The 21441-nt window shown below is 46.2% G+C and carries 27 protein-coding genes, 7 tRNA genes and 3 pseudogenes; 28 read left to right on the top strand and 9 right to left on the bottom strand.

All coding sequences use genetic code 11. From position 1 onward, the window contains the following. The first annotated feature begins 104 nt into the window (after positions 1–104). The 12 genes from DN611_RS07395 (at position 105) to DN611_RS07340 (ending at position 3336) form a co-directional block, all read left to right on the top strand. Positions 105–539, top strand: coding sequence for an Hsp20/alpha crystallin family protein (locus DN611_RS07395; RefSeq protein WP_108979725.1), 435 nt, complete (start codon positions 105–107; stop codon positions 537–539). 163 nt (positions 540–702) lie between these two features. Beyond that, complete coding sequence (locus DN611_RS07390; protein ID WP_119310990.1) at positions 703–1236, top strand: HdeD family acid-resistance protein; 534 nt, start codon at positions 703–705, stop codon at positions 1234–1236. A gap of 114 nt (positions 1237–1350) precedes the next feature. Further along, entirely contained in the window at positions 1351–1737 is a 387-nt protein-coding gene (locus DN611_RS07385; RefSeq protein ID WP_108979727.1) for a hypothetical protein, read from the top strand. Between the two features lie 73 nt (positions 1738–1810). Then, positions 1811–2050, top strand: a complete 240-nt coding sequence (locus DN611_RS07380) for a hypothetical protein (RefSeq protein WP_162497703.1) — start codon at positions 1811–1813, stop codon at positions 2048–2050. A gap of 353 nt (positions 2051–2403) precedes the next feature. After that, a complete protein-coding gene (locus tag DN611_RS07375) occupies positions 2404–2640 on the top strand; it encodes a helix-turn-helix domain-containing protein (RefSeq protein WP_108979729.1) in 237 nt (78 codons plus the stop codon). 29 nt (positions 2641–2669) lie between these two features. After that, positions 2670–2746 (top strand) — tRNA-Glu (locus DN611_RS07370). 6 nt (positions 2747–2752) lie between these two features. Continuing rightward, positions 2753–2828, top strand: a tRNA-Gln gene (locus DN611_RS07365). 1 nt (position 2829) lies between these two features. Next, positions 2830–2906: transfer RNA gene (locus tag DN611_RS07360), tRNA-Cys, on the top strand. A gap of 3 nt (positions 2907–2909) precedes the next feature. Then, positions 2910–2986 (top strand) — tRNA-Glu (locus DN611_RS07355). 9 nt (positions 2987–2995) lie between these two features. Further along, positions 2996–3070: transfer RNA gene (locus DN611_RS07350), tRNA-Trp, on the top strand. Between the two features lie 6 nt (positions 3071–3076). Further along, positions 3077–3152: transfer RNA gene (locus DN611_RS07345), tRNA-Gln, on the top strand. Positions 3153–3248: 96 nt separating this feature from the next. After that, positions 3249–3336 (top strand) — tRNA-Tyr (locus DN611_RS07340). A 131-nt stretch (positions 3337–3467) separates the two neighbouring features. On the opposite strand, the gene DN611_RS16980 is transcribed toward DN611_RS07340, so the two are convergent. From DN611_RS16980 to DN611_RS07330, 3 genes are all read right to left on the bottom strand, one after another. Next, complete coding sequence (locus tag DN611_RS16980; RefSeq protein WP_227145533.1) at positions 3468–3923, bottom strand: DUF4368 domain-containing protein; 456 nt, start codon at positions 3921–3923, stop codon at positions 3468–3470. A gap of 180 nt (positions 3924–4103) precedes the next feature. Continuing rightward, positions 4104–5024 carry a recombinase family protein gene (locus DN611_RS16975; RefSeq protein WP_333637358.1) on the bottom strand — a complete coding sequence of 307 codons (921 nt, stop codon included), beginning with the start codon at positions 5022–5024 and terminating at the stop codon, positions 4104–4106. A gap of 56 nt (positions 5025–5080) precedes the next feature. Next, positions 5081–5299 (bottom strand): hypothetical protein, encoded by a 219-nt coding sequence (locus DN611_RS07330; RefSeq protein ID WP_008978047.1) that lies wholly within the window; start codon positions 5297–5299, stop codon positions 5081–5083. 191 nt (positions 5300–5490) lie between these two features. On the opposite strand from DN611_RS07330, the gene DN611_RS07325 reads away from it, so the two are divergent. The 11 genes and pseudogenes from DN611_RS07325 to DN611_RS07275 form a co-directional block, all read left to right on the top strand. Further along, positions 5491–6018: a TetR/AcrR family transcriptional regulator gene (locus tag DN611_RS07325; RefSeq protein WP_071430984.1), complete on the top strand. Its 528-nt coding sequence runs from the start codon at positions 5491–5493 to the stop codon at positions 6016–6018. 19 nt (positions 6019–6037) lie between these two features. Next, complete coding sequence (gene cls, locus DN611_RS07320; RefSeq protein WP_008978049.1) at positions 6038–7555, top strand: cardiolipin synthase; 1518 nt, start codon at positions 6038–6040, stop codon at positions 7553–7555. Positions 7556–7562: 7 nt separating this feature from the next. Then, complete coding sequence (locus DN611_RS07315) at positions 7563–8024, top strand: hypothetical protein (RefSeq protein ID WP_009295644.1); 462 nt, start codon at positions 7563–7565, stop codon at positions 8022–8024. Between the two features lie 9 nt (positions 8025–8033). Further along, the gene (locus tag DN611_RS07310; RefSeq protein WP_008978051.1) at positions 8034–9152 is read left to right on the top strand and encodes an MGDG synthase family glycosyltransferase; all 1119 of its coding nucleotides are present in this window, start codon (positions 8034–8036) and stop codon (positions 9150–9152) included. Continuing rightward, the gene (locus tag DN611_RS07305; protein ID WP_008978052.1) at positions 9142–9843 is read left to right on the top strand and encodes a phosphatase PAP2 family protein; all 702 of its coding nucleotides are present in this window, start codon (positions 9142–9144) and stop codon (positions 9841–9843) included. The genes DN611_RS07310 and DN611_RS07305 overlap by 11 nt, the downstream gene beginning before the upstream one ends. A 2-nt stretch (positions 9844–9845) precedes the next feature. Continuing rightward, positions 9846–11000 carry an AI-2E family transporter gene (locus tag DN611_RS07300; protein WP_071430986.1) on the top strand — a complete coding sequence of 385 codons (1155 nt, stop codon included), beginning with the start codon at positions 9846–9848 and terminating at the stop codon, positions 10998–11000. 43 nt (positions 11001–11043) lie between these two features. Further along, positions 11044–11493 (top strand): annotated as a pseudogene (locus tag DN611_RS07295) (sensor histidine kinase); the annotation flags it as partial. A 33-nt stretch (positions 11494–11526) separates the two neighbouring features. Further along, positions 11527–12591 carry an FUSC family protein gene (locus DN611_RS07290; RefSeq protein WP_005946426.1) on the top strand — a complete coding sequence of 355 codons (1065 nt, stop codon included), beginning with the start codon at positions 11527–11529 and terminating at the stop codon, positions 12589–12591. Further along, positions 12581–12705, top strand: a pseudogene (locus DN611_RS07285) (CDP-alcohol phosphatidyltransferase family protein); the annotation flags it as partial. The gene DN611_RS07290 and the pseudogene DN611_RS07285, both read left to right, overlap by 11 nt. 122 nt (positions 12706–12827) lie before the next feature. Further along, positions 12828–13817, top strand: coding sequence for a choloylglycine hydrolase (gene bsh / locus DN611_RS07280; protein ID WP_009295645.1), 990 nt, complete (start codon positions 12828–12830; stop codon positions 13815–13817). 395 nt (positions 13818–14212) lie between these two features. Next, positions 14213–14766, top strand: a pseudogene (locus DN611_RS07275) (transposase); the annotation flags it as partial. A 19-nt stretch (positions 14767–14785) separates the two neighbouring features. On the opposite strand, the gene DN611_RS07270 reads toward DN611_RS07275, so the two are convergent. The 3 genes from DN611_RS07270 to DN611_RS07260 all read right to left on the bottom strand — a co-directional run bounded on the left by DN611_RS07270 (position 14786) and on the right by DN611_RS07260 (position 16332). Beyond that, on the bottom strand, positions 14786–15442 hold the full coding sequence (locus tag DN611_RS07270) for a hypothetical protein (RefSeq protein ID WP_119310988.1): 657 nt from the start codon (positions 15440–15442) through the stop codon (positions 14786–14788). A 264-nt stretch (positions 15443–15706) separates the two neighbouring features. Further along, entirely contained in the window at positions 15707–16084 is a 378-nt protein-coding gene (locus DN611_RS07265; protein ID WP_108979730.1) for a type II toxin-antitoxin system death-on-curing family toxin, read from the bottom strand. Continuing rightward, positions 16081–16332 carry a type II toxin-antitoxin system RelB/DinJ family antitoxin gene (locus DN611_RS07260; RefSeq protein ID WP_108979731.1) on the bottom strand — a complete coding sequence of 84 codons (252 nt, stop codon included), beginning with the start codon at positions 16330–16332 and terminating at the stop codon, positions 16081–16083. The genes DN611_RS07265 and DN611_RS07260 overlap by 4 nt, the downstream gene beginning before the upstream one ends. Positions 16333–16570: 238 nt before the next feature. On the opposite strand from DN611_RS07260, the gene DN611_RS07255 reads away from it, so the two are divergent. Continuing rightward, positions 16571–17011, top strand: a complete 441-nt coding sequence (locus DN611_RS07255) for a hypothetical protein (protein ID WP_119310987.1) — start codon at positions 16571–16573, stop codon at positions 17009–17011. Between the two features lie 307 nt (positions 17012–17318). Here DN611_RS07255 and DN611_RS07250 read toward each other — a convergent pair whose 3' ends face one another. Beyond that, a complete protein-coding gene (locus DN611_RS07250; protein WP_252267274.1) occupies positions 17319–17519 on the bottom strand; it encodes a helix-turn-helix domain-containing protein in 201 nt (66 codons plus the stop codon). Positions 17520–17558: 39 nt separating this feature from the next. Then, a complete protein-coding gene (locus DN611_RS07245; protein ID WP_119310985.1) occupies positions 17559–18383 on the bottom strand; it encodes an XRE family transcriptional regulator in 825 nt (274 codons plus the stop codon). Positions 18384–18566: 183 nt separating this feature from the next. On the opposite strand from DN611_RS07245, the gene DN611_RS07240 reads away from it, so the two are divergent. From DN611_RS07240 to DN611_RS07230, 3 genes are all read left to right on the top strand, one after another. Continuing rightward, the gene (locus DN611_RS07240; RefSeq protein WP_119310984.1) at positions 18567–19289 is read left to right on the top strand and encodes an ImmA/IrrE family metallo-endopeptidase; all 723 of its coding nucleotides are present in this window, start codon (positions 18567–18569) and stop codon (positions 19287–19289) included. 15 nt (positions 19290–19304) lie between these two features. After that, positions 19305–19538 carry a hypothetical protein gene (locus tag DN611_RS07235; RefSeq protein ID WP_119310983.1) on the top strand — a complete coding sequence of 78 codons (234 nt, stop codon included), beginning with the start codon at positions 19305–19307 and terminating at the stop codon, positions 19536–19538. A gap of 318 nt (positions 19539–19856) precedes the next feature. Next, on the top strand, positions 19857–20303 hold the full coding sequence (locus DN611_RS07230) for a sigma-70 family RNA polymerase sigma factor (protein WP_119310982.1): 447 nt from the start codon (positions 19857–19859) through the stop codon (positions 20301–20303). Positions 20304–20793: 490 nt separating this feature from the next. On the opposite strand, the gene DN611_RS07225 is transcribed toward DN611_RS07230, so the two are convergent. Next, positions 20794–21054: a hypothetical protein gene (locus DN611_RS07225; RefSeq protein ID WP_119310981.1), complete on the bottom strand. Its 261-nt coding sequence runs from the start codon at positions 21052–21054 to the stop codon at positions 20794–20796. 217 nt (positions 21055–21271) lie between these two features. Here DN611_RS07225 and DN611_RS16795 point away from each other — a divergent pair, with 217 nt between their 5' ends. Beyond that, positions 21272–21415, top strand: coding sequence for a hypothetical protein (locus tag DN611_RS16795; protein WP_174232995.1), 144 nt, complete (start codon positions 21272–21274; stop codon positions 21413–21415). The last annotated feature ends 26 nt before the right edge of the window (positions 21416–21441 follow it).

Below are 21441 nucleotides of genomic sequence, written 5' to 3'. Positions count from 1 at the left end.
AAGAGATCCCCCCCCAAGAAATCAAATCAAATTATAAATACTCAAGCTCCGGACCGGGAGCTTCTCCCGGAACCGAGAGCGGGAATTGAATGGAGGAACAATTTATGTTACCCAGTATTTTTAGTGAGAACCTGTTTGATGATTTCTTTAATAGCGCAATGTTCCCGAAGGCCGAACATGAGCTGTACGGCAAGCATGCGAAGAACCTGATGAACACCGATGTGCGGGAGGTCGAGAACGGTTACGAGATCGACATGAACCTGCCCGGTTTTAAGAAGGACGAGGTAGAGATCCAGCTGCAGGACGGCTGCCTGACCGTCAGCGCCGCCAAGGGACTGGACAAGGACGAGGAGGATAAGAAGGGCCGTTATATCCGCCAGGAGCGTTACGCCGGTTCCCTCAGCCGCAGCTTCTATGTGGGCGAGGATGTGGAGCCTCAGGATGTGAAGGCCAAGTATGAGAACGGCGTTCTGAAGCTGTTCGTCCCCAAGGCCGAGGTCAAGCAGGTGCCTGCTCAGACCGCTATCGCCATTGAGTGACCAAATGGCCGGGGCCCGCAAGGACGGGTCCCGGCCGGTTTCTTTTAACGGCGGTCCTGCGTCGTATTTCCGTCCGGGTTCCGGGCGGGGATACGAAACAAGATCGAATGGATCGACGGGAGGAAAGTTGGATCCCCCTCTTTTTCCTTAGGAGGCATGATGTATGAATAAAACCGTTTCCCGCGTGCTGTGGATCGTGGCAGGTGTGCTGCTGATCGTGGCGGGTGGTGCGTGTATGCTCCATCCCGGCGCTACCCTGAGCGGGCTGTCCTTCCTGTTAGGAATGGCCATGTTATTTTCCGGTGTGGTAGATATTATGATTTTTGCCACGGCGGGCAGCAGTATTTACGGTTCCGGATGGTTTTTGGTGGATGGCATCCTTACGGTGCTGCTGTCCATCTTCCTGCTGTGCAACCAGATGTTCACCATGATGACTCTGCCCTATATTCTGGGTATGTGGCTGTTGTTCTCCGGCATCACGAAATTTGTAAACTCCTTTGATCTGCGCCGGTTTGGAGTGCGGGGATGGGGCTGGGTGACAGCCTTCGGCCTGCTGATGGCGGCGGCTGGATTCCTCTCCTTTATGGACCCCTTGGCTGCGGCGGTGACGCTGTCCGTTCTGGCGGGGCTGTTCCTGATGATCCAGGGCGTGGTTTCCATCGCGTTCGGGTGTCTGTCCGGACGGTTCTGGATGTAAAGCTTAACAACAAAAATCCACGGTCGCACAGGCTGACTATCTTGTTGAAGAGGTTGCGCATAGAGATGCCTTGAAGGCAGTGCACGGCAGTCATGACTCATGGGAGGAAACACAATGAGTACGCAATATGAATTTATGAAACGACAGGTCGTTGAAGAAGTGGCTGCTCTTCAGGAAAAGCTAATCGCAATCCAGGCGGATTGCATCAACCGGATCAAAGAAATCCCCGTCACTTCTGACCTGGAGGACACCATGGATGAACTGCTTAATAAAATCTCAAATCAGTTCCTCTTTCAGATTGAGGAACCGGAAAGTGCGTCCGTCGTGATCGGCACAGCAAGAGCCGGTCATTTTTCCTGGAGAGTCGAGAATGGGTTTCGAGACATTTTCTCCGTAGAGCAGTGGCTCCGCGACAATCCCGAGTTCAGCATCTATGATGAATACGGTACAGCTATTACATGGGAGCAATTCAAAGAGGCTGTAGCCTGGTGTAATGGGTGAAAACTGCACTTGAAACGGTTTGTGCATTCTGACATATTGGGACCGCATTTTTTTGTACAAGGAGTCGATGACCATGGAGTACAGGGGCCTTTATGTTTCTGCAACACCAGATTGTGAGCCTAATGAAGGCGGATACTATTGTCAGGTATATGCCGACGAGGATTATGGCGACCAGATCGACGACTTTTGTATCCATCCAGATGAGCTTGAAGAGAATGATGATATTAAGCACTGGGGCAAGGTCAATATCGACGGCAGCTACCGATACTATGTTGAGAATGGTGTCATCTCTCCAGAAAACAGCGATATTTAACCACAAGTTGAATGACAAATGACAAACCGAAAGAGTTGTGGTATAGTACAGTCAGAAACCAAGAACAAATCTCTACAGAAAGGACGCAGAACTATGAAGACTATTTCTTCCGCTATCTTCTATATGAGCGAATGGCAGGCTATCTTCCAGTGCGAGGAATATAGCTTTTGCGAAGCACGCCCATATCAAGATAAGCAGAAGAATATGATCGGATTGAGTACCTGTTGACCTGAAAGAATCGGTCTATCAGGATCTCCTTCTCTGAATTATTGAAGCCGCTTGTCTTGAGTGCAGACAAGCGGCTTTTTCATGCCCATGAGGCCAAATAATTCAGATAGGAGGTGTATTTGAGAATGAACATTCCAACGATCAACCTTGCTCGCACAGGCACCAATATTGTGATGCTTCGCAAAGCAGCGGGGCTGACGGTGCATGACCTACAAATGGCATTCGGCTTCAATTCCCCGCAGGCCATTTACAAGTGGCAAAACGGCACTGCGCTGCCGACTGTAGATAATCTTATCGCCCTTGCTGCACTGCTGCATGTGCGTATTGATGATATCCTCATTACCGATCACTCGGTTGCTTAATATGCAGGGAGAACTTCTCCCTGCCATACGGTCCGCTCGTCTAAATGGTTAGGACACAGCCCTTTCACGGCTGCAATGACCGGTTCGAGTCCGGCGCGGATCTCCATAATACTGGGATATTGCTAAGCGGCTAAGGCACCGGCCTTTGATGCCGGCCACTGTTGGTTTGAATCCAACTATCCCAGCCATGATACGGTACTCAAGAGGTTGAAGAGGACAGCCTGCAAAGCTGTTAATCGTCGGTTCGAATCCGACCCGTATCTCCATCTGGTGCCTTCGTCTAATTGGTTAGGACGCAAGCCTCTCAAGCTTGTAATGCTGGGTTCAAATCCCGCAGGCATCACCATCATCATACAGGGGTATAGTTTAACCGGAAGAACAGCGGTCCCCAAAACCGCCCGTGGGTGTTCGAGTCGCCCTATCCCTGCCAATATACTGGGGTGTCGCCAAATGGTCAAGGCACCGGTCTCTGACACCGGCATTTGTTGGTTCAAGTCCAGCCACCCCAGCCATATTTGGAGAGTGAACCCGGAAGGCCCGGGGACCGCCCGCTAAGCGGATCGTATCAGAAGTGATATCAGATTCGAGTTCTGCGCTCTCCGCCATATGGGTCAGTGCGCGTAGTTGGCGATCGCAGCGGTCTGTAAAACCGTGACATCTGAAACATCGTTGGTTCAATTCCAACCTGACCCACCAAAATAGAGGGGTACCCGCTTCTGGGTGCCCCTCTTTCATAATGGTCACATCATTGGCCGGGTGGTCGTAAAACAGTAAAATGAAAAAATGGTGAAAACCTTGAGTTTTCAAAGGGTGCGGCGTGACTTCGGTCACGCCGTTTCCTCTTTCATCAGCTCATTCAGCGGGATGAAGCCCAGCCCATCGTACTGGATGTGAATGTGCTGCACACGCTTCCCGCTGGATTTGTCCGGTGCGTCCACATAGATGGCGGACACCAGTTCCCGCAGAGCGTAGCCGTCCAGCTTATCGATGCCCACATACTTGTGCGCCGTCTGAATGAACTTCTCAACGTTTTCGTTCTGTCGTTCCTGTACTTCAATTTCCTGTCGCAAAGTTACGCACTCGGTCTCCAACTGCTTCTGCTCCGTTTCATAGGTCAGGCTCAGCATATCGAAGCGCTCATCACTCAGCCGTCCGCAGGCGTTGTCCTCGTAAATCCGGATGAACAGCCGTTTCAGTTCAGCGATGCGGTTTTCGTTCCGTTCCAGCCGTTTCCTTCGGATGCGGATCTGCTCACTGCTTTCCAGCCGGAGTTGTTCCTCCATCACTGCACGGAAATGTGCCTCATGCCGCAGAATGTAGCCCGTCACAGCCTGAATGTGTTTCAGGACTATGTGGCTGAGTACGGTTTCCCGGATGTAATGAGTACCGCACTTGTCCTTGTGCTTCTAATGGAGAGAACAGTCAAAGAACGCGCCCTCCGGTCGGTAATTGTTCGTCGCCCCTTAATACAGCTTCTCACCGCAGTCGGCACAGTACACCAGCCCGGAAAAGATGCTGCTTCGGCCTGTACGGGTATTGCGATGCCGCTGCTGGCGCACCTGCTGTACCTTCTCAAACACGGCTTCCTCGATGATGACCTCATGTGTATTGGGGAAGATGGCTTGCTTCTCAAGGGGATTGTCCCGCTGCTTCTTGTCCCAGATGGAGTTGGTATAGGTCTTGAAGTTCACCGTACAGCCCGTGTACTCCCGCCGTTCCAGAATCGCCACAACGGTACTGCTGTGCCAGTCGCAGGGGTCCTCCGGTTTCTTGTTTGGGGTCTTGATGCCCTGCAAGGCCCTGTATGCGCTGGGCGTTAGCACCTTGTCCGCTTTCAGTTGGTTGGCGATCTGCATGGGACCACGGCCCTTCATACACAGGTCGAAGATGCGTTTCACCACATCAGCGGCTACCGGGTCAACCACCCAGCGGCGGGGGTTCTCCAGGTCTTTTACATAGCCATAGGGCACATTGGTGGTCAGGGGTACGCCTCGCTCACCCTTGGCTTTCTGGACGGCTCTGATCTTGCGGCTGGTGTCCCGGGCATAGAACTCGTTGAACCAGTTTTTGATGCCCGCAAAATCGTTGTCCACACGGTTAGGGTCAATGGTGTCGTAGTTGTCGTTGATGGCGATGAAACGAACACCGTTCTTCGGAAAGGTGAAGTTGGTGTAAAGCCCGGTCAGCGCGGAGTTGCGGCCCAGTCTGGAAAGGTCTTTGGCGATCGCCACGGCCACCCGTCCCGCCTCGATTTCGGCCAGCATGGCCTGAAAGCCGGGACGGTCATAGGTCACACCGCTTACACCGTCATCCACGAAAAAGGTTGGGTTGGGGAAGTGATGCTCCCTGGCATACTGCAAAAGCATGGCCTTCTGAGACGAGATTTGTCAAGGTTATTTTCTCCCGCTGAATACAAATGTCCAACTTTACTGTGAATAGCTCAGATATAATAAACACAGAGCCGCAGAATGGCCAGGGTTGCCATCACCGCCGCAATGATTAGGATGGTGTTTCGGTTTTCTCCGGCCACTCCGATGTCAATCATACTGGCCAGGGCAGTAGGCAGCAGCATGGCTGTCACAGCGGAGAGCAGCATCAGCGCCAAGAGGGCGGCCACATGCTTTCCGCTGAGTTTTACACGGGAAAAAATCGTACCCATAGTTTTCCTTTCTGCTCGTCGTACTCGCATTTTAGCTTGACAGGGCAAATAGCAAATGATAGTATAAATGAAACGATAGTATCATAGATGCTATGAATATCACAGAAGCAGGCGTTGTCAATAGTCCGAGCGAAAGTGGAACAAATGACAATCCTTGTTTCAATGATACGCAATTAAAGGAGACGTTTCTTATGCGAAGGACAACGGCTACAACAGACTATCTGAAAGAATGTATGGGTACAGCGTTGCTGGAACTAATGAAAGAAAAACCCATTGAAAAAATCAGTATTGAGGAGATGACTGCCAAGGCAGATGTAGGTCGCTCCACTTATTTCCGTTATTTCAAAAGTAAAGATGAAGTTCTGTCTTTCAAAATCACATGTCTGTGGAAGCGCTTTTCCGACGAACACGGTGCTACCAACTTCGCCACTGGTAGTTATGACGGCATCAGGCTGTTTTTTGAATTTTGCCTTTCCACTCGTCCTATTTGTGATCTGCTCTACTCAGCTGATCGCCAATATGTGATTCTAAACTTCTATTTACAAGAAGCGGCATCCATTGTCGCTAATGCCGATGCCAAAACGCACTACTTTATCCAATTTATTACATATGGATTGTTTGGGCTTATGAATGCGTGGGTATTACGAGGCTATAAAGAAACCCCACAGGAAATGGCACAAATAGTTTGCGATTGGGAAGCATCTTCGGAGGAGAAATAACATAGAGGGGGGTAAACATATGGGAAAAATCATTCGACGCATTCTAACAATTATTCCAGCGGTGGCTTTACAATCGCTCTGGCTTTTGCTGTTGATGAAATGGCTGACCCCTTACGCACCGATTATTGTGTCACTGCTTTCCGTTGCAGCGTTTTTCTTGGTGGTATTTATTATTATAAAGAGAGATGAAACCGCTTATAAATTGCTTTGGCTGCTGGTTATTCTGTCACTACCTTTGGTAGGAGCGTTACTATATCTGCTCTTTGGAAATAAACGGACGGCCCGCCCTCTAAAAAGGCGCTTGCAGCAAGTTCAAAAGAGTTGCAATCCGCAGCCTCTTCCAATAAAAGAAGCGCCCTTTGACGGCGAAAAACGCATGGGGCAAACAGTGCGGTGGCTGGAAGAAAAAACGCAATATCCGATGTGTGCAGTTGAGCAGGTTCGTTACTATCCGTTGGGCGATAATATGTTCCCTGATATGCTTGCCGATTTGAAAAATGCAAGAAACTCGATTTACGTAGAATACTTCATTATTGAGCCGGGGCATATGTGGGACGCAATCGTGAACGAACTGGAAGTAAAAATGGAGCAGGGCGTTGATGTACGTGTGATATACGATGATCTTGGCAGTATTTCTTCGTTCAATTTCAGTAATGTCCGTGAACTGAAAAAGAAAGGCATTCCATGTATTCCTTTTAATCCTTTCCTTGCCTTAAAAGGAACTGCAAACTATCGCGATCATCGCAAAATGCTGATTATTGACAACGAAGTTGCTTATAGCGGAGGTATCAACTTATCAGATCGGTATATCAATTTGGAACATCCCTATGGACACTGGAAGGACACAGGCTTTCGGATTACTGGTGAGCCAGTAAAAAATTTTACCCATATGTTCTTGACCTTTTGGAACGCATTTTCGCTGGAAAAAGAAGCAGGACAGCTTGCAATGCCCACATATCCCAAAAGGTATCCTGCGCCGCCGCACACATTTGATGGTTATGTGCTTAGTTACTACGATTCGCCCCTTAACCATGAAGCTACCAGTAATCAGCTCTTTATTGACTTGCTTTCTCAAAGCACGGATTACGCATGGTTTTTTACACCGTATCTTATGCTTGGCGATGACTTGATGGATGCAATGATTTCCGCTGCTCAACGTGGTGTAGACGTGCGGATCATTATGCCCGGCATCCCTGATAAGAAGCTGATTTTCCGTATGTCTCGGAGCTTTTATCAGGTGTTGCTGACTGGCGGCATCAAGATTTATGAGTATACTCCCGGCTTCGTTCATGCAAAGAGCTTTGTATCAGACGACAAAGTTGCGACGATAGGAACTGTCAATCTGGACTACCGCAGTCTCTTTCTCCACTTTGAAAACAATTCGTTCTTTTATCGTTCCAGTATTATTGCAGCAATAAAGGACGATTTCATCGCTACACAGGCAAAATGTAAAGAGGTAAAGCCCTATGATATGAAACATTATTCGCGCCGCTGGGTCGTAGATGGTGTCCTTCGTATTTTCGCACCGCTATGTTGAGGTTTTTATGAAGCATTTTCTTATGTGTCTGCTATATATCGCGGCGTTAGGGGTTCTCTCCTTTGTAGTGGGGCGCTTGATCCCGAAGCATTGGTTTCACGCCGATCGTTTTCCTTGGGTCTGCCACCCGGCAGAGCAAAAACTATGGAAGCGGCTTCATGTTCGGAAATGGCAGGCAAAGATCCCCGATATGAGCCGCATATTCGTTAAAATCATGCCGGAAAAGAAACTGACAAAGGAAAACTATGAGAACTTGCCGCGCATGATAGAAGAAACTTGCGTGGCAGAGTGGACACATATTCTGTTGTCTATCGCCGGTCTTGGACTGCTGAAAATATGGTCCGGTGTTGGCGGGGTATGTATAACGATTATCTACATTGTGCTGGGTAATTTGCCGTTTATTGTTGTCCAGCGCTATAATCGCCCACGCCTGCAAAAGCTGTTTGCTATGCAGCAAAGGAAAAAATAGGAGATTCAAATGCAAACACTAATTCTAAGCTGCAACACTGGCGCAGGGCATAACTCCTGTGCGCAAGCAGTTCAGGAAGCCTACCACTCTCGCGGAGAAATCTGCAATATTACAGATTCTTTGCAGTTTATTTCAGAAAAAGCATCCACGTTTATTTCTAATTGGCATACCCGAATTTACCGCCATGCTCCAAGGCTTTTTGATGCTGGGTATCAGCGTGCGGAATCTCACGAAGATATTTTTTGTGAGGGAACGCCGATCTATAAGCTACTTTCCTCCGGCGCAGAGCGGATGTATCAATACATCCGCTCTGCAGGCTACGATAATATTATCTGTACTCATGTATTCCCAGCCTTGGCGTTGACAGAAATGCGCCGACAGCACCCATGCTTACAGCTTGTAACGAGCCACATTTCTACAGACTATACCTGCGCTCCCTGCACAGCGGATTCTGCGCTGGACTGGTATTTCATTCCGTCCACTTCGCTGTTAGGTGAGTTTGAACAATGTGGACTTCAACCTCAAAAGCTGATCGCCAGTGGAATCCCTGTGCGGCAGCAATTCTACCAGCGTGTGTCACAAGAAGCAGGAAAAGCCAACGCCGGAATCTCTCCTGCTCATCAGCATATTTTAATGATGTGCGGTAGCATGGGCTGCGGTCCAATGGAGGAGATTATATCGTATCTCTGCCCTTACCTCACAACAGAACAAGAACTTAGTGTTGTATGCGGCACAAATGATGATTTACGCAAAAAACTCCAAAAAAGAACAGAAAAGTATTCTCAAGTTCATGTTCTGGGAACCGTCAATAATGTGCCGCAGCTCATGCAAGCCTCAGACCTATTCCTGACAAAGCCCGGAGGTCTAAGTACATCTGAGGCAATGGCGGCAGAGTTACCAATGGTGCTTATCGATGCAGTGGCTGGCTGCGAGACACATAATCTGAATTTTTTTCTGCGTAATGGAATGGCCGTCACAGCCAATACGCCAAAAGCAATCGCAGACACCACAATAAAAACGCTAAATGCCCCAGTGCTTCTTTCTAAAATGCGCGCGGCAATGCGGTCGCAGACGGAATGTACGGCAGCCGATAAAATCTATGAATGGATATACAGTCATGCAAAGTAATCATATAAAGCCGGAAGTTAATTACCGTGAGTTCCGCATCCATAAACTTAATACACCTGAATTTTCTCACGTCAGGCTATTGCTTTACTGGCCAATTTTCGGCTTGCTGTTTTTGTTTCTTGAGCGGTTGCAACCGCAACGAAATTACTATCCCGTCTATTGTGGACTCGATGATATAATACCATTTTGTGAATGGGCGTTGATTCCGTATCTATTTTGGTTTGTCTTTCTAATCGGTACGTTGGTTTATACTTTTTTCGTCGATGTACCTGCATTTCGGCGTATGATGTATTTTGTGATAGTCACCTATACGATCACGGTTTTGATTTACCTGTTCTTTCCAACCTGCCAAAATTTGCGGCCAGAAGCATTTGTACGCAATAATCTACTTACACGCTTTATTGAATTATTCTATAGTTTCGATACCAATACAAATGTTTGCCCCTCACTTCATGTAATAGGCTCTGTTGCCGCGATGTTTGGGTTATGGGATTGCAAGGCGCTCCAAAGCGTCGGATGGAAAATCGCTGCTACATCAATCGCCGTGTGTATCAGTCTCTCCACCGTTTTTATGAAACAGCATTCTATCATGGATGTTCTCGCTGCATTGCCAGTCTGTTTCTTTGGTTGGTGGATTGCCTATAAGATACTCCCCAATAATAAAACAAACCGATTTCTTACGAGGATGTAATCATGGATAAATCCTACAAAAAGCCGCTTCTACTAATCACGTTTGGGGTGATCTTATTTGCGGCATTCAACAATCTAAACTATGTTGCCAACTTTCTAAAATCGTGTATTGGCTTGCTCGCTCCGATTTTATCAGGCCTTTTGCTGGCCTTTGTTCTGAGTGTACCCGTGCGCGGACTGGCAAAGAGGCTTCGACGAAAGCTGACTAAAGCTACAGATCGGCAAATAGACATGATAAGCCTGTTACTGACGCTGATATGTGTTATTGCGATTATTGCTCTTCTGTGTGTAATTGCGATTCCACAGCTCACTGCATCTGTAAAAAGCATTGCTGCTCTTGTTCAAGAAAAATGGCCTGACTGGGTCGGCTTATTGCAAAGATACGGCATTGACACAGAGAAACTGTCGGCACATTTTGCTGCGCTCGATTGGAAATCTATTCTGCAAAGCATTTCGAGCGAAATGAACACAGTGATTTCCTCAGTTGCCAATGTTGCTGGCTCTACGGTATCTGCGATTGCTGATGTTGCAATTTCACTTGTGATCACATTCTATGTGCTAATTGGATGGCGTGAATTGAGCAGTCAAAGCAAACGGGCACTGTATGCCTACTGTAAGGAATCCGTTGCAGATAGAATTTGCCATATTTCGAAACTTGCACATGACACCTATGCGAAGTTTCTTTCTGGTCAGTGTGTCGAGGTTATGATTCTTGGAACATTGATCTTTCTTTCGTTTTCTGTTGCAGGGATTCCATATGCGGGGCTAACAGCCGTTTTAACTGCCGCCTTTGCATTCGTTCCTTATATTGGAGGATTTCTCTCCTGCGCTTTCGGCATTTTATTTACTTTATTGGCGGCTCCGAACAAGGCGCTCCTATGCTTGATCGTCTATCAGGCAACTCAGTTTGTTGAAAATCAGTTCATCTATCCGCACGTCGTGGGAAACAGTGTAGGGCTATCCCCGTTCTGGACGTTGTTGGCGGTTTTGCTGGGCGGTAAACTGTTCGGTGTCCTTGGCATGATCTTCTTTATTCCGTTAATGGCTCTTGTATCTCAGCTTCTACACGAATCAATCGAACGGCGGCTGCATACCCGCAAACCGGAGCTGTCCAATGTACAAAGCAACTCAGACGAGAATACAGACATATCTCAATGATGTAGCAGGCGTTCGAATAGTTTGTGCGTTTATTGACGATAATCGTCTGGATGAACAGATCCGCCAGGCAGTTCTTTCATTGGAAACAAAATGGACAGAAAAAGAAATTGGTTTTCAGGTAGAATTGGAGGAAGTTAAATATACTGCGAATGAAGGACTTTTTATGCATATCTGGATAAATCTTTTAGATAATGCGATTAAGTTCAGCCCTTCAAAGGGGACAATTACGATGTTTCTGAAACAAGAACAGGATTCTGTTAAGTTCATTCTGGAAGATGAAGGACCAGGAATAGAGGATGATGTAAAATCCAGAATATTTGACAAGTTCTATCAGGTAGATGGATCTCATAAAGCAGAAGGAAATGGCCTAGGTCTTGCACTTGTAAAACGGATTGTAGATAGTGCCGGAGGAACAATCAAAGCAGAAAACCGTGAATATGGTGGATGCAGATTTGTTATAGAGCTGCCAAAGCAGAAAGATGAGATTATCTAGTTTTAAGATAAATTAGAAGATGGGAGTATTTATATGACATTTTATCAGGAGTTGCAGTTAAATCAGGCAGGTTCTAAAAACCTGTTGAAAAAGAGTGAAACACTAAAAGAAAAACTATATCATATGTGGGTATATCTGGTGAAGATAGCTGCTACAATGGCATTTTGTTTTTTCTTTGTTAGTATTTTCAGCATCCTATTTGGAAATGAGAACAGCATTGTAGGTGTAGTAGTCTTATTATGTCTCATGGTGTTTAGGAATGCGGATCTGGGGATCCACACCGGACAATCTACGATGCTTTTGGCTTTGTTCTTTGTAATTATGACTGTATGTCCGCATTTAGCAAATCAGTTTTCACCGGTATTGGGAATGCTGTTAAATATTGCGGCACTGGCTGTGTTGATTCTGTTCGGATGCCATAATCCATCCATGTTTAATCAATCTACATTGGTTCTTGGGTATCTGCTGCTATATGGTTATGATGTTACGGGAAAAAGCTATCAGATGCGATTAGTCGGAATGGCTTTAGGTGCAGCACTTACCTGCTTCGTATTTTATCGAAATCATAAAAACAGAACTTATAAAAGAAATCTGAAAGATCTGATACAAGAATTTGATATCACTTCTTCCAGAACAAAATGGCAGATATGTCAGATTTTATGCGTACCGATTGTCCTTTGCATTGCAGAACTTTGTAATATGCCACGTGCAATGTGGGCTGGTATTGCGGCCATGTCCGTGATTTTGCCGTCTATGGAAGATATGCACTACAGAGTCCGTAAAAGGATTGTCGGAAATATTGCAGGTGTTATATGTTTTACAGTATTATATTTTCTGCTTCCTTCGTCAATCTATGCATATATAGGAATTCTTGGTGGAATCGGTGTAGGATTTTCAGCACAATATGGCTGGCAGGCAGTATTTAACACATTTGGTGCTTTAGCCATTGCTGCAGAGACATATGGACTACAAGGAGCGGTTAGTCTTAGAGTGAGTCAAAATGTTTTTGGTGTTGTGTTTGCTTTAGCATTTTGTGTTATATTTTATTGGTTTATGCCTAAAAAAAAGGAAAGTGAGGTGACCGTACATGCAGAGTGAAGTGAATCAGAAAGAAAATTTGAATAGAATTATTACGGTTCCTAATCTTCTTTCTTTTTTCGGCTTTGTCTGATTCCGGTAATTATATGGAGTTATTGTGTAAAGAAAAATCCTCGAATGAATGCAGGGAAGTGACCGAAAAGTACCGCACAGGACGGAGTGCATATTTATGGCTCGGACAGTTGTTTATGAGATTGTTTGCAGGACTATTATAGCAGAAAGAAGAGGTGTTCGATATGTGTACAGCAGCAACTTACAAAACAAAAGATTTTTATATGGGCAGAACGCTTGATTATGAATTTTCCTATGGGGAACAGATCACGATAACGCCAAGAAATTACGAATTTGATTTCCGGTTTGCCGGGAAGATAAAAAGCCATTATGCTTTGATCGGAATGGCATTTGTTGCAGGAGGTTATCCGCTTTATTATGATGCTGTTAATGAAAAAGGCCTTGGAATGGCAGGTCTTAATTTTGTCGGCAATGCGGCATATGAAGAAGCTTTGCCGGAAGATGAAACAGAAGTCAGCCAGGTGGCACAGTTCGAGTTCATCCCATGGATCCTTACACAGTGTGCTACTGTAGCAGAGGCGAGAGAGAAGCTGGCAGCAATGAGACTGACAGGCACAGCATTCAGTGAACAGCTGCCGACAGCACAGCTTCACTGGATCATTGCAGACAAAGACTCCTGTATCGTTGTTGAGTCTATGAAAGATGGGCTGCATGTATATGATAATCCGGTAGGAGTGCTTACCAATAATCCACCATTCCCGAGTCAGATGTTTGCACTGAATAATTATGCCGGAGTATCCAGAAAACAGCCGGAGAGTACTTTTGCAGGAGTATTACAGCTTGATGCATATAGCAGAGGAATGGGTGGAATGGGAATACCTGGAGATCTTTCCAGCCAGTCAAGATTTGTGAAAGTTGCCTTTACAAAATTAAATTCGATCTCCGGTGAAGAAGAGGATGAGAGTGTAAGCCAGTTCTTCCATATCTTAGGATCCGTAGATCAGCAGCGTGGATGCTGTGAGGTGACAGAAGGCAAATATGAGATCACGATATACACGTCCTGTTGTAATACAGCAAAAGGTATTTATTATTATACGACTTATGATAATCATCAGATCACAGCGGTTGACATGCATGCGGAAAATCTGGATTCAGATCAGCTGATCTGTTATCCGCTTCTGTCCAAGGGCGAAGTCAGATGGCAGAATAAATAATACGAAAATGCACGGAGAAAGCATAACGCAGAACAACAGGAGGACAATATCGAGATTGTATGGAATGCAGATGTTAGGTTGATAATTGTGCAAGCACCGCCTGCACAATTTGTGCAACAAAAAAGAGGAGCCAGTCCAGACTCCTCAAAGGTACGTTATTTCAAAAAGTTGCTCTTGTGTTCCAGCGCGTACAGATTATGATAGTCCTCATAAATAAGTCAATTTTGCAGATAAAATTAGCAACTCAGGAAAAAATGATTTGCTTGGAGAAATCGAAACGATAAGCTGAGATAATGGTTTCTCTTCTTTAGTGAGCCTATGAAATTTTTTCTGTAAAATAACCTAAGTAAGGTCCTTCTATGATACAATAAATATCATTAGGAGGGCCTTTTACTATGGCAAAACAAAAGAAACCTGTTCACAGAGTTGAAATGACTGAAGGAAAAAGGAACATCATCCGCCAGCTTCTCGAAGAATACGATATCGAGACCGCAGAAGATATCCAGGATGCACTCAAAGATCTTCTGGGCGGCACGATTAAAGAAATGATGGAGGCTGAAATGGATGACCATCTTGGATATGAGAAATCCCAGCGTTCTGACAATGACGATTATCGTAACGGTTATAAACGCAAGCAGGTAAACAGCCGATATGGCTCTATGGAAATCGAGGTCCCACAGGATCGGAAATCGACCTTTGAACCACAGGTGGTGAAAAAGCGTCAGAAAGATACCAGAGGTGTATTGTCCATCAGGTAAGAAACACCCTGAAATACGTTCCGGACAAGGACAGAAAAGCCTTTGCTGCAGATTTAAAAACCATCTATCAGGCCGCTGATGAGCAGAAGGCTCTGGCTGCCTTGGAACGTGTAACTGAAAAATGGACTCCGAAATACCCGAATTCCATGAAACGCTGGAAAGACAACTGGGATGCTGTTTCTCCAATTTTTCCACAAAGTTTGCAACACATTAACAAGAAATTAAGTAGGATAGAATCCTGACAAAATCATCTTTATCGAAGTTGTACCCATAGACTGTAAACCCGAGACTTTTGTGGACGAACTCAGCATAATATCCACTTTGCTCGTCACTGTCAAAGCGGAATATATTTACATTTTCTCCCGAAATTGTAGAGGCCAATGGCGCACTATCGTTAGTTACTTGGGTATTGTCCGACTTTGGTGCTCCGTCTTTGATTATTTCTATACTTACTTTCTCATTACCGATAGGGTTAGCCCATATGAAATTATGCCCCTGCATATCGCTTCCATCGCTGAACTTGAAGATGCCATAAGACCCGGTGTTCTCCTCAATCATGTCGGGGAAAACACTTGAAATATCAAATTCAATCCCATAGTAATCAAAAAGCTCTTCTTTTGTGTATTCATGGTAGTTGTCGGGGTCCAAAGCAAAGAAGCCTGTTTCGGGAATTTCCGAGGCGAGTTCATTTATTATAATTTCTGTATCCTCCGTGTTTGCGAGAGACAATGCGGCACCTCCCTCCGAATTTCCCGAAATTTCACTTGAAATAGCTTGACCCCGGCTGCTCAACACCACCCCAGTAAATATAGCAATTATTAAAACAACGCCAATAGCCATTCCTATCGTTTTGGACTGTGCTTTCATATACTACACCACCTCGTTTTTCGTTATAGACACAAGTTCTATTATATCTTACACGATAATAGACGAAAAATCTAATGTTTTGTTCCTTTATAAATGACGAAATGTGGCTTGCCACATCAAAAAGCCGATAAAATGACAAAACAACTCGGCCATGCAGCCAAAACACTCCGGCTATCCGACAAAACAGCCCGGCTTTTTTTCGTCAAATCAGGTCGGCTTTAACAAAAAGGTTGCCTCACATTATTGCGTGAGGCAACCTTTTCGTTATTCAATATGGTCGTTGATCCAATACCGAAGCTCCGTTTCGTCCTTTGTGCCATCCGCGATACCAATGAACATATCGGCCAGCTCATTCTGCTCCAATTGGAACTGATATCCATTCCATTTGAGTAGCAGTTGCGTGACCATGGCGCCAATTCGCTTATTGCCATCGATAAATGCGTGATTGGACGCTAACCCAAACCCAATACGAGCGATTTTCTCTATGTCAGTTGGAAAAAGATCTTCTCCTCCAAATGATTGAAGGGGTGCGGCAATAGCCGCTTCTAATCCAGCACGATCACGCAGACCATCAATGCCACCAGAAACTTGAATGATACGGCTATGAATCGCTACGACATCTTCTGCTGTAACCCAAATCATTCTGCCATCCTCTTATAGTCAGAAGCGAACTCGCTCAATAGTTGATCGGTGTCCGCCAGCATTTTTTCGCGGCTCACAGCTGTTACAGGCTCCTGAATCGTGACAGCAAAAGGCATGCCTTTTGCTCGAACAAAGGCATTGGCAAAAATATTAAAGGCAGTAGAAGTTGACATGCCCAGTGCATCACAGATGGCTGCCATTTGCGCTTTCACTTCAGAATCAATGCGAAAAGTCATGTTGGAATCCATGTTCAAGCCTCCTTTGCACTACAATAATACTACATAATATGTGCATTGTCAATCCGGTCGTTTCTTGATGATGGTCGGATGCGGCTGATCCAAAGGGAATTGATTATTCGACATAGTTCGATTATATCACAGAACGGCGACAACAGTGTGGCGCGGTTTTCCTTTTTTGCTCATTATGATCGATTTGTTGCATTTTCGACCGTTAATCCGTAAGACTTACCAGAATGGAGGTATGTCTATGTATCCGCGCACGATTATTGACTCACTATCGGCAGTTCCTAACAGAGATCAACTCACGCATAAAGATCTACACGCACATTTCAGCACTGGTCAATCGATTCTTCTTTCTGGTTCTGGGAGAGATAAGAAGTACGGGTACCGCAATGGTATAGAGTATGCGAAAAATTATGTGCCAACGGAAGAGGACGTTCTTGCAGCACGCCAACAAGCAACCGAAGGAATGTCTCAACAGCAAATAGAAAATCTGACCGAGGTGGTTAAGACTGCAAATTTGTGGTTGGAGCATAAATATATGAATGGAGATTTTTTTGAGCAACTGTCAGATCCCAATAATTTGTACTGGAATTACTTCCATCAGACCGGAGAGATTCAAATTGGCTGGGCAGTTGACGGTGGTCTCGATATGGATGCTGTATGTGAACAGAAAAGCTTTCCATAGAAGAATTTTATGCCAAGTATGGAACGCCCGTTGTTACAACGAATCTCTATGATGCAGATGGGTTCATTGGTCTGTTGTCAGAAATAAATTCATTCATTCAAAATGGAAATCTTAAATCCGAACTTCAGTATCTCATGGATCAGACGGAACAGGCAAAAGAAACCCATAGGATGGAAATTGTAAATGACATCTACAAAAAGCTACATGATCTGGATTATTTTTTGCTGCGATATGGTCCTAAAGATGTCGCTAAGTATGTCGAAGATGATTCTACGGTATCTAAATACTACGGCACCCTTCCTTTCTATTAACCTTTCCTCGCAAAGAACTCCGACATGGTAATGCCCAACCCATCGCAGATCCGCTCAATCGTGTCGACAGATAATTGTCCGCCGCGGCGTTCGCTGTTTTTCAGGGTCGAATGAGATACATCGCATATCTGAGACAGCTTAAAAAACGTAAGACTCCGCTCATCTGCCAACTCTCTCACTATTGCAATCGTGTTCATCAAATCCCCGCCTTTCAGCATTTTAATTTTCAAAGTTTCTTACAGCACACGCCCAATGACTCGAAATCCTCGTTCCGGACTAATGATCCGATCGGAATAGTCTTTGTTATACGAAATCAGAACCGGCTGCATGTGGAGCCTTCCGTAGCTGTCCGTAAATGCGTCACGGTCGCTCTCGTCAGGCTCCCGCTCCCCATAGGATTTCAAATAGCCCTCACCGTCATAGACGAACACACCGACCTGGCCTATTGAGAGCGTCTCGCACCGCTCCACCCAGACGATCTGCCCGTCATGATAGACCGGCTCCATACTGTTGCCGGATACTCTAACGCCAAAATCCGCTTCCGCCGGAACCGCGTTTTCCGGAAAACTGACCATCTCAAAGTTGTCCTCATCCAAGAAACTGCCTGTACCGGCTGAGACTCTGAGATTGCTGACAGGCTTATCGATATAGCGGATCGTATTCGTGGGCGTTGGCATGGGATTGTATTTACCGGTAGCGATCAGATCCTTCCGGTAAGCACGAACCTTTTCCGCACCCGCTTCGTTGAGCAGAGGCGTGTGTTCTCCGGTAAAGGCAGCAAGGCCATCCTCAAGGTCCAGCGCATAGCAGATCGCCAGCAGTTGGTATGCATTGGGAACAGTCAGGCCATTCGTCCACTTTCCCAGCGCGGATTGGCTTACATCTACACCAAAGTCCTTCAATGTTGTGCAGAATTCTTTTTTACTCAGCTTTCGGTTTTTGAGTTCTTCCGAAAGCCTTGTACCAATTACATTGTTCTGCTTCTCAGCCTCAGCACTGTATCTCACACCGTTCTTTGAAGGAGCTGGAAACGGGATAACCGTTGTTTTCTGACTGTTCATAAAGAAACCCTCCGTCTTAGGATGATCCCATTATACACGGGAATAGCTATTCTTGTCAATCACAAATAGCTTGTTACGCTACAAATGCGACATTGACATAGCTTTATGAGATTGTTATGATGGGGCCATAGCCAAGGGAACATCTTCCCTTCCATGACAGCCAAGATGTGAGGAGGAACACGGATGCCGATTTTATCTCGGAAAAATCTTGAACGGATATCCCGCAGAGTGCTGTTCCGCTATCTGACGCTGTCAGACCGCAAAATGGATCGCATCGACCCGGTCGACTTTGCGGAAAAGATCTGCGGACTTCACTTCGCGTTTGCGGATATGAGCGTAACGGGCTCGATCCTTGGACTGACCTCCTATAGCGACGTCGATCTCACCATATCCGTTCCCCGTGGAAACGGGTCAGTCCAGGAATTTCACTTGAACGGCAATATCGCCTATGTGGATCAAAACCTCGCAAATGCGGGATCGGTGGGGCGGTTGAATTTCACTCTGGTACATGAAGCCGCGCACCAGATCCTCGGTATGCTTTACCCGGAGGAATACAATCCAAGCGCGCAGCCGTTCATCTGCCGCCTTGCGGATGAGCGCTGCACATACCCCATCACCGACTGGGTAGAATGGCAAACGAATGTGCTGACGGCGTATCTCCTACTCCCCCGTGAGCTGATCGACCGCTACATGGATGAGCTTGGCCTTGGCCGACAGATCAAACTCCTGAACAAAGTATTTGCCCCCAAGGAATACGCCCTATTTTCTGAAATGGCAAAGCGTCTGGGCGTCTCGAAAACAGCATTATCCATTCGTCTGGACAATCTTGGCATGATCGGCCGAAATGATTTTAGTAATCCGTATGCGCCCATCCATATTTATGCGGATGACTTTGACACAGCATAGGAGGTAGTTGTTATTATGGCAAAAATCAATTCCAAAGCGCTTGACCCGCAGCGGTATGCCTGCATCCAAGCCGAACAGCGGGAGCTTGAGCAGCAGTACTCCACCCATATCACCATGGCACGGCTTTGCCCGTATTGTAAGCTGCGGCTTGAAACGCTCTGCAAAGGGGCCCACGGCGCGACATACCTGAAGTGCCCGCAATGCGGAGAGGCGGTTTTCTTCCCGCCTGTTGTATTCCGCATCGCATAACCGCGAATAATCGATCTGTCCCCAACAATTAAATACCAAGTATGAGCCTCGGAGCCGCTTGATGCGTGACCATCCCATGTGCCGCTTGATTTGTAACTATCGTTCCTTTTAGGAACATAGTTCTGTCAACGCGGCCAATGGTCAGACAAATCAAGCAGCTCTTTTTTTGCGCATGCAGCTCCGGAAAAGGAGTCTGCAATGCGCTTTTTTCATATCCTCCCCCTTTTAGCGTGGGAACCGTATATCGCTGAATACCCCTGATCTCCCGATTTTTTGAACCTTACCAAATTCAAAAAATCACAAAGGAGATCAAAAATCATGTCTGAAAAAGCATATATTCTCAATATTTACAACACTATGACCGGCGAATTTGAGCTCGTCCAGGTCACAAAAGAAGTCTTCCAGACCTACAGACGGACGAAATGGCACATTGAAGACAGCACGGAACGCTTTTACAAACACGAAACGCAGATGAGTTCTCTGATCGGCGGTGAAAATGACGGATACGAGCGGTTCCATGAATTTATTGATTATGACAACACCCCTGAAAATCAGGCAATTGAGGAAATGGTGCGTCAGTCCCTGCGTAATATTCTGGATCTGCTCCCGCCGAAGGATTATGAGCTGATCTACGAGCTTTACTTCAAAAACCGCTCCGAAAAGGAATACGCACAGATGCTTGGGGTCTCTCAGCAGGCCATTCATGTGCGGAAAAAGCGCATCCTGAAAAAAATTAAAAATAATTTGGATGAGCAGGGTTGTTAAGATGCCAGTTTTTTCCCGTATACATACGAGAAGAAAAGAATCTTCTTGTGAACATTGAAAACTGAATATCCGGTGACGAATAACGTCAGTTGACGGTCCCCCGGCGAGGGGGAACAGCGATGCGGCGAATGCGCGAAGACCACCTGCATCGGAATTACTCCGATGTCAATGAACGGCCAATAAGGTGCAGAGCGAAACTCATTCAGCCAAAAGCGGGCATGGCAGCCCGTCTCGCAATGATCCCGTCAGCCTATAATGGTACATTCTGTCCAGCCACAGCCGCAAGCAATGGGGGCAGCTCGGAGAGATCCTCTGAGGGGTTAGATTCCCGATGGGCGCTGCCAGGCGCCGGTTCGTTCAACCGCCCGACAGTCCGGGAAGTAGTGTCGAATAGGACTGAGCAAAAGAACTTTAAAAAATATAATGAGGGCCGCTCCATATCCGGGTATAGCAATATGCTTCCAACCAAGACAGGAGCGGCCCTCTGTTTTTATTTCTGAGCTAAAAGATGTGTTTTCAACAGCACATTCTCTAAGGCTCTATGATCTTCATGTAACTGCCACCAGCAGGGCTTCAGAAAGCAGAGAACATTCTCTGCCCATCTGTAGTCATCCGGCTGCAGCGTTCCCATTATGACACCGCGCTGAAACGCGGCGTTTCGTTTCCGCACAGACACTTCCACACCGGCCTGCGCCAAATGCGCGTTCAAAAAACCGCAAATGACAGCCGCTTCTTCCGTTGTATAAAGCATAGTTCTCATCCCTTTCCACAAACAGGCACCATTGTAACATGATACCCCTATTTTTGAAATCGGCTGTTTCCACAAGAATCCAGCCGAAAGTTTTATACAAACGCTTGTTCGATTTATGGTGCTGTGCTAAGATCCCATAACGAAAACTCCCAAACCCATTTGTGAAAGTGGGCTTGGGAGTTTTCATTCAAATTAACTCACAAAAGGAGGAATCCGAATGAATCCAAACGCAGATTATCTCGGCATCGTCACCATGCTTCGCAGCCTGCGGGAGCAGGGTCTCGTCAGCGGCAGCGAAGCCAAAAAGATCGCCGCGCGGCTGAGGGTACAGCTTGGCGCAGACATCATTATTTCTCTTTGATTTCTTCGCTTTTAGGATAGCTATTG

The sequence above is a fragment of the Oscillibacter sp. PEA192 genome (genome assembly GCF_003574015.1).
Classification (GTDB): Bacteria; Bacillota; Clostridia; order Oscillospirales; family Oscillospiraceae; genus Oscillibacter; species Oscillibacter welbionis.
Note: the sequence above shows the minus strand (reverse complement) of the source record. Positions and strands in the feature narration are given on the sequence as shown.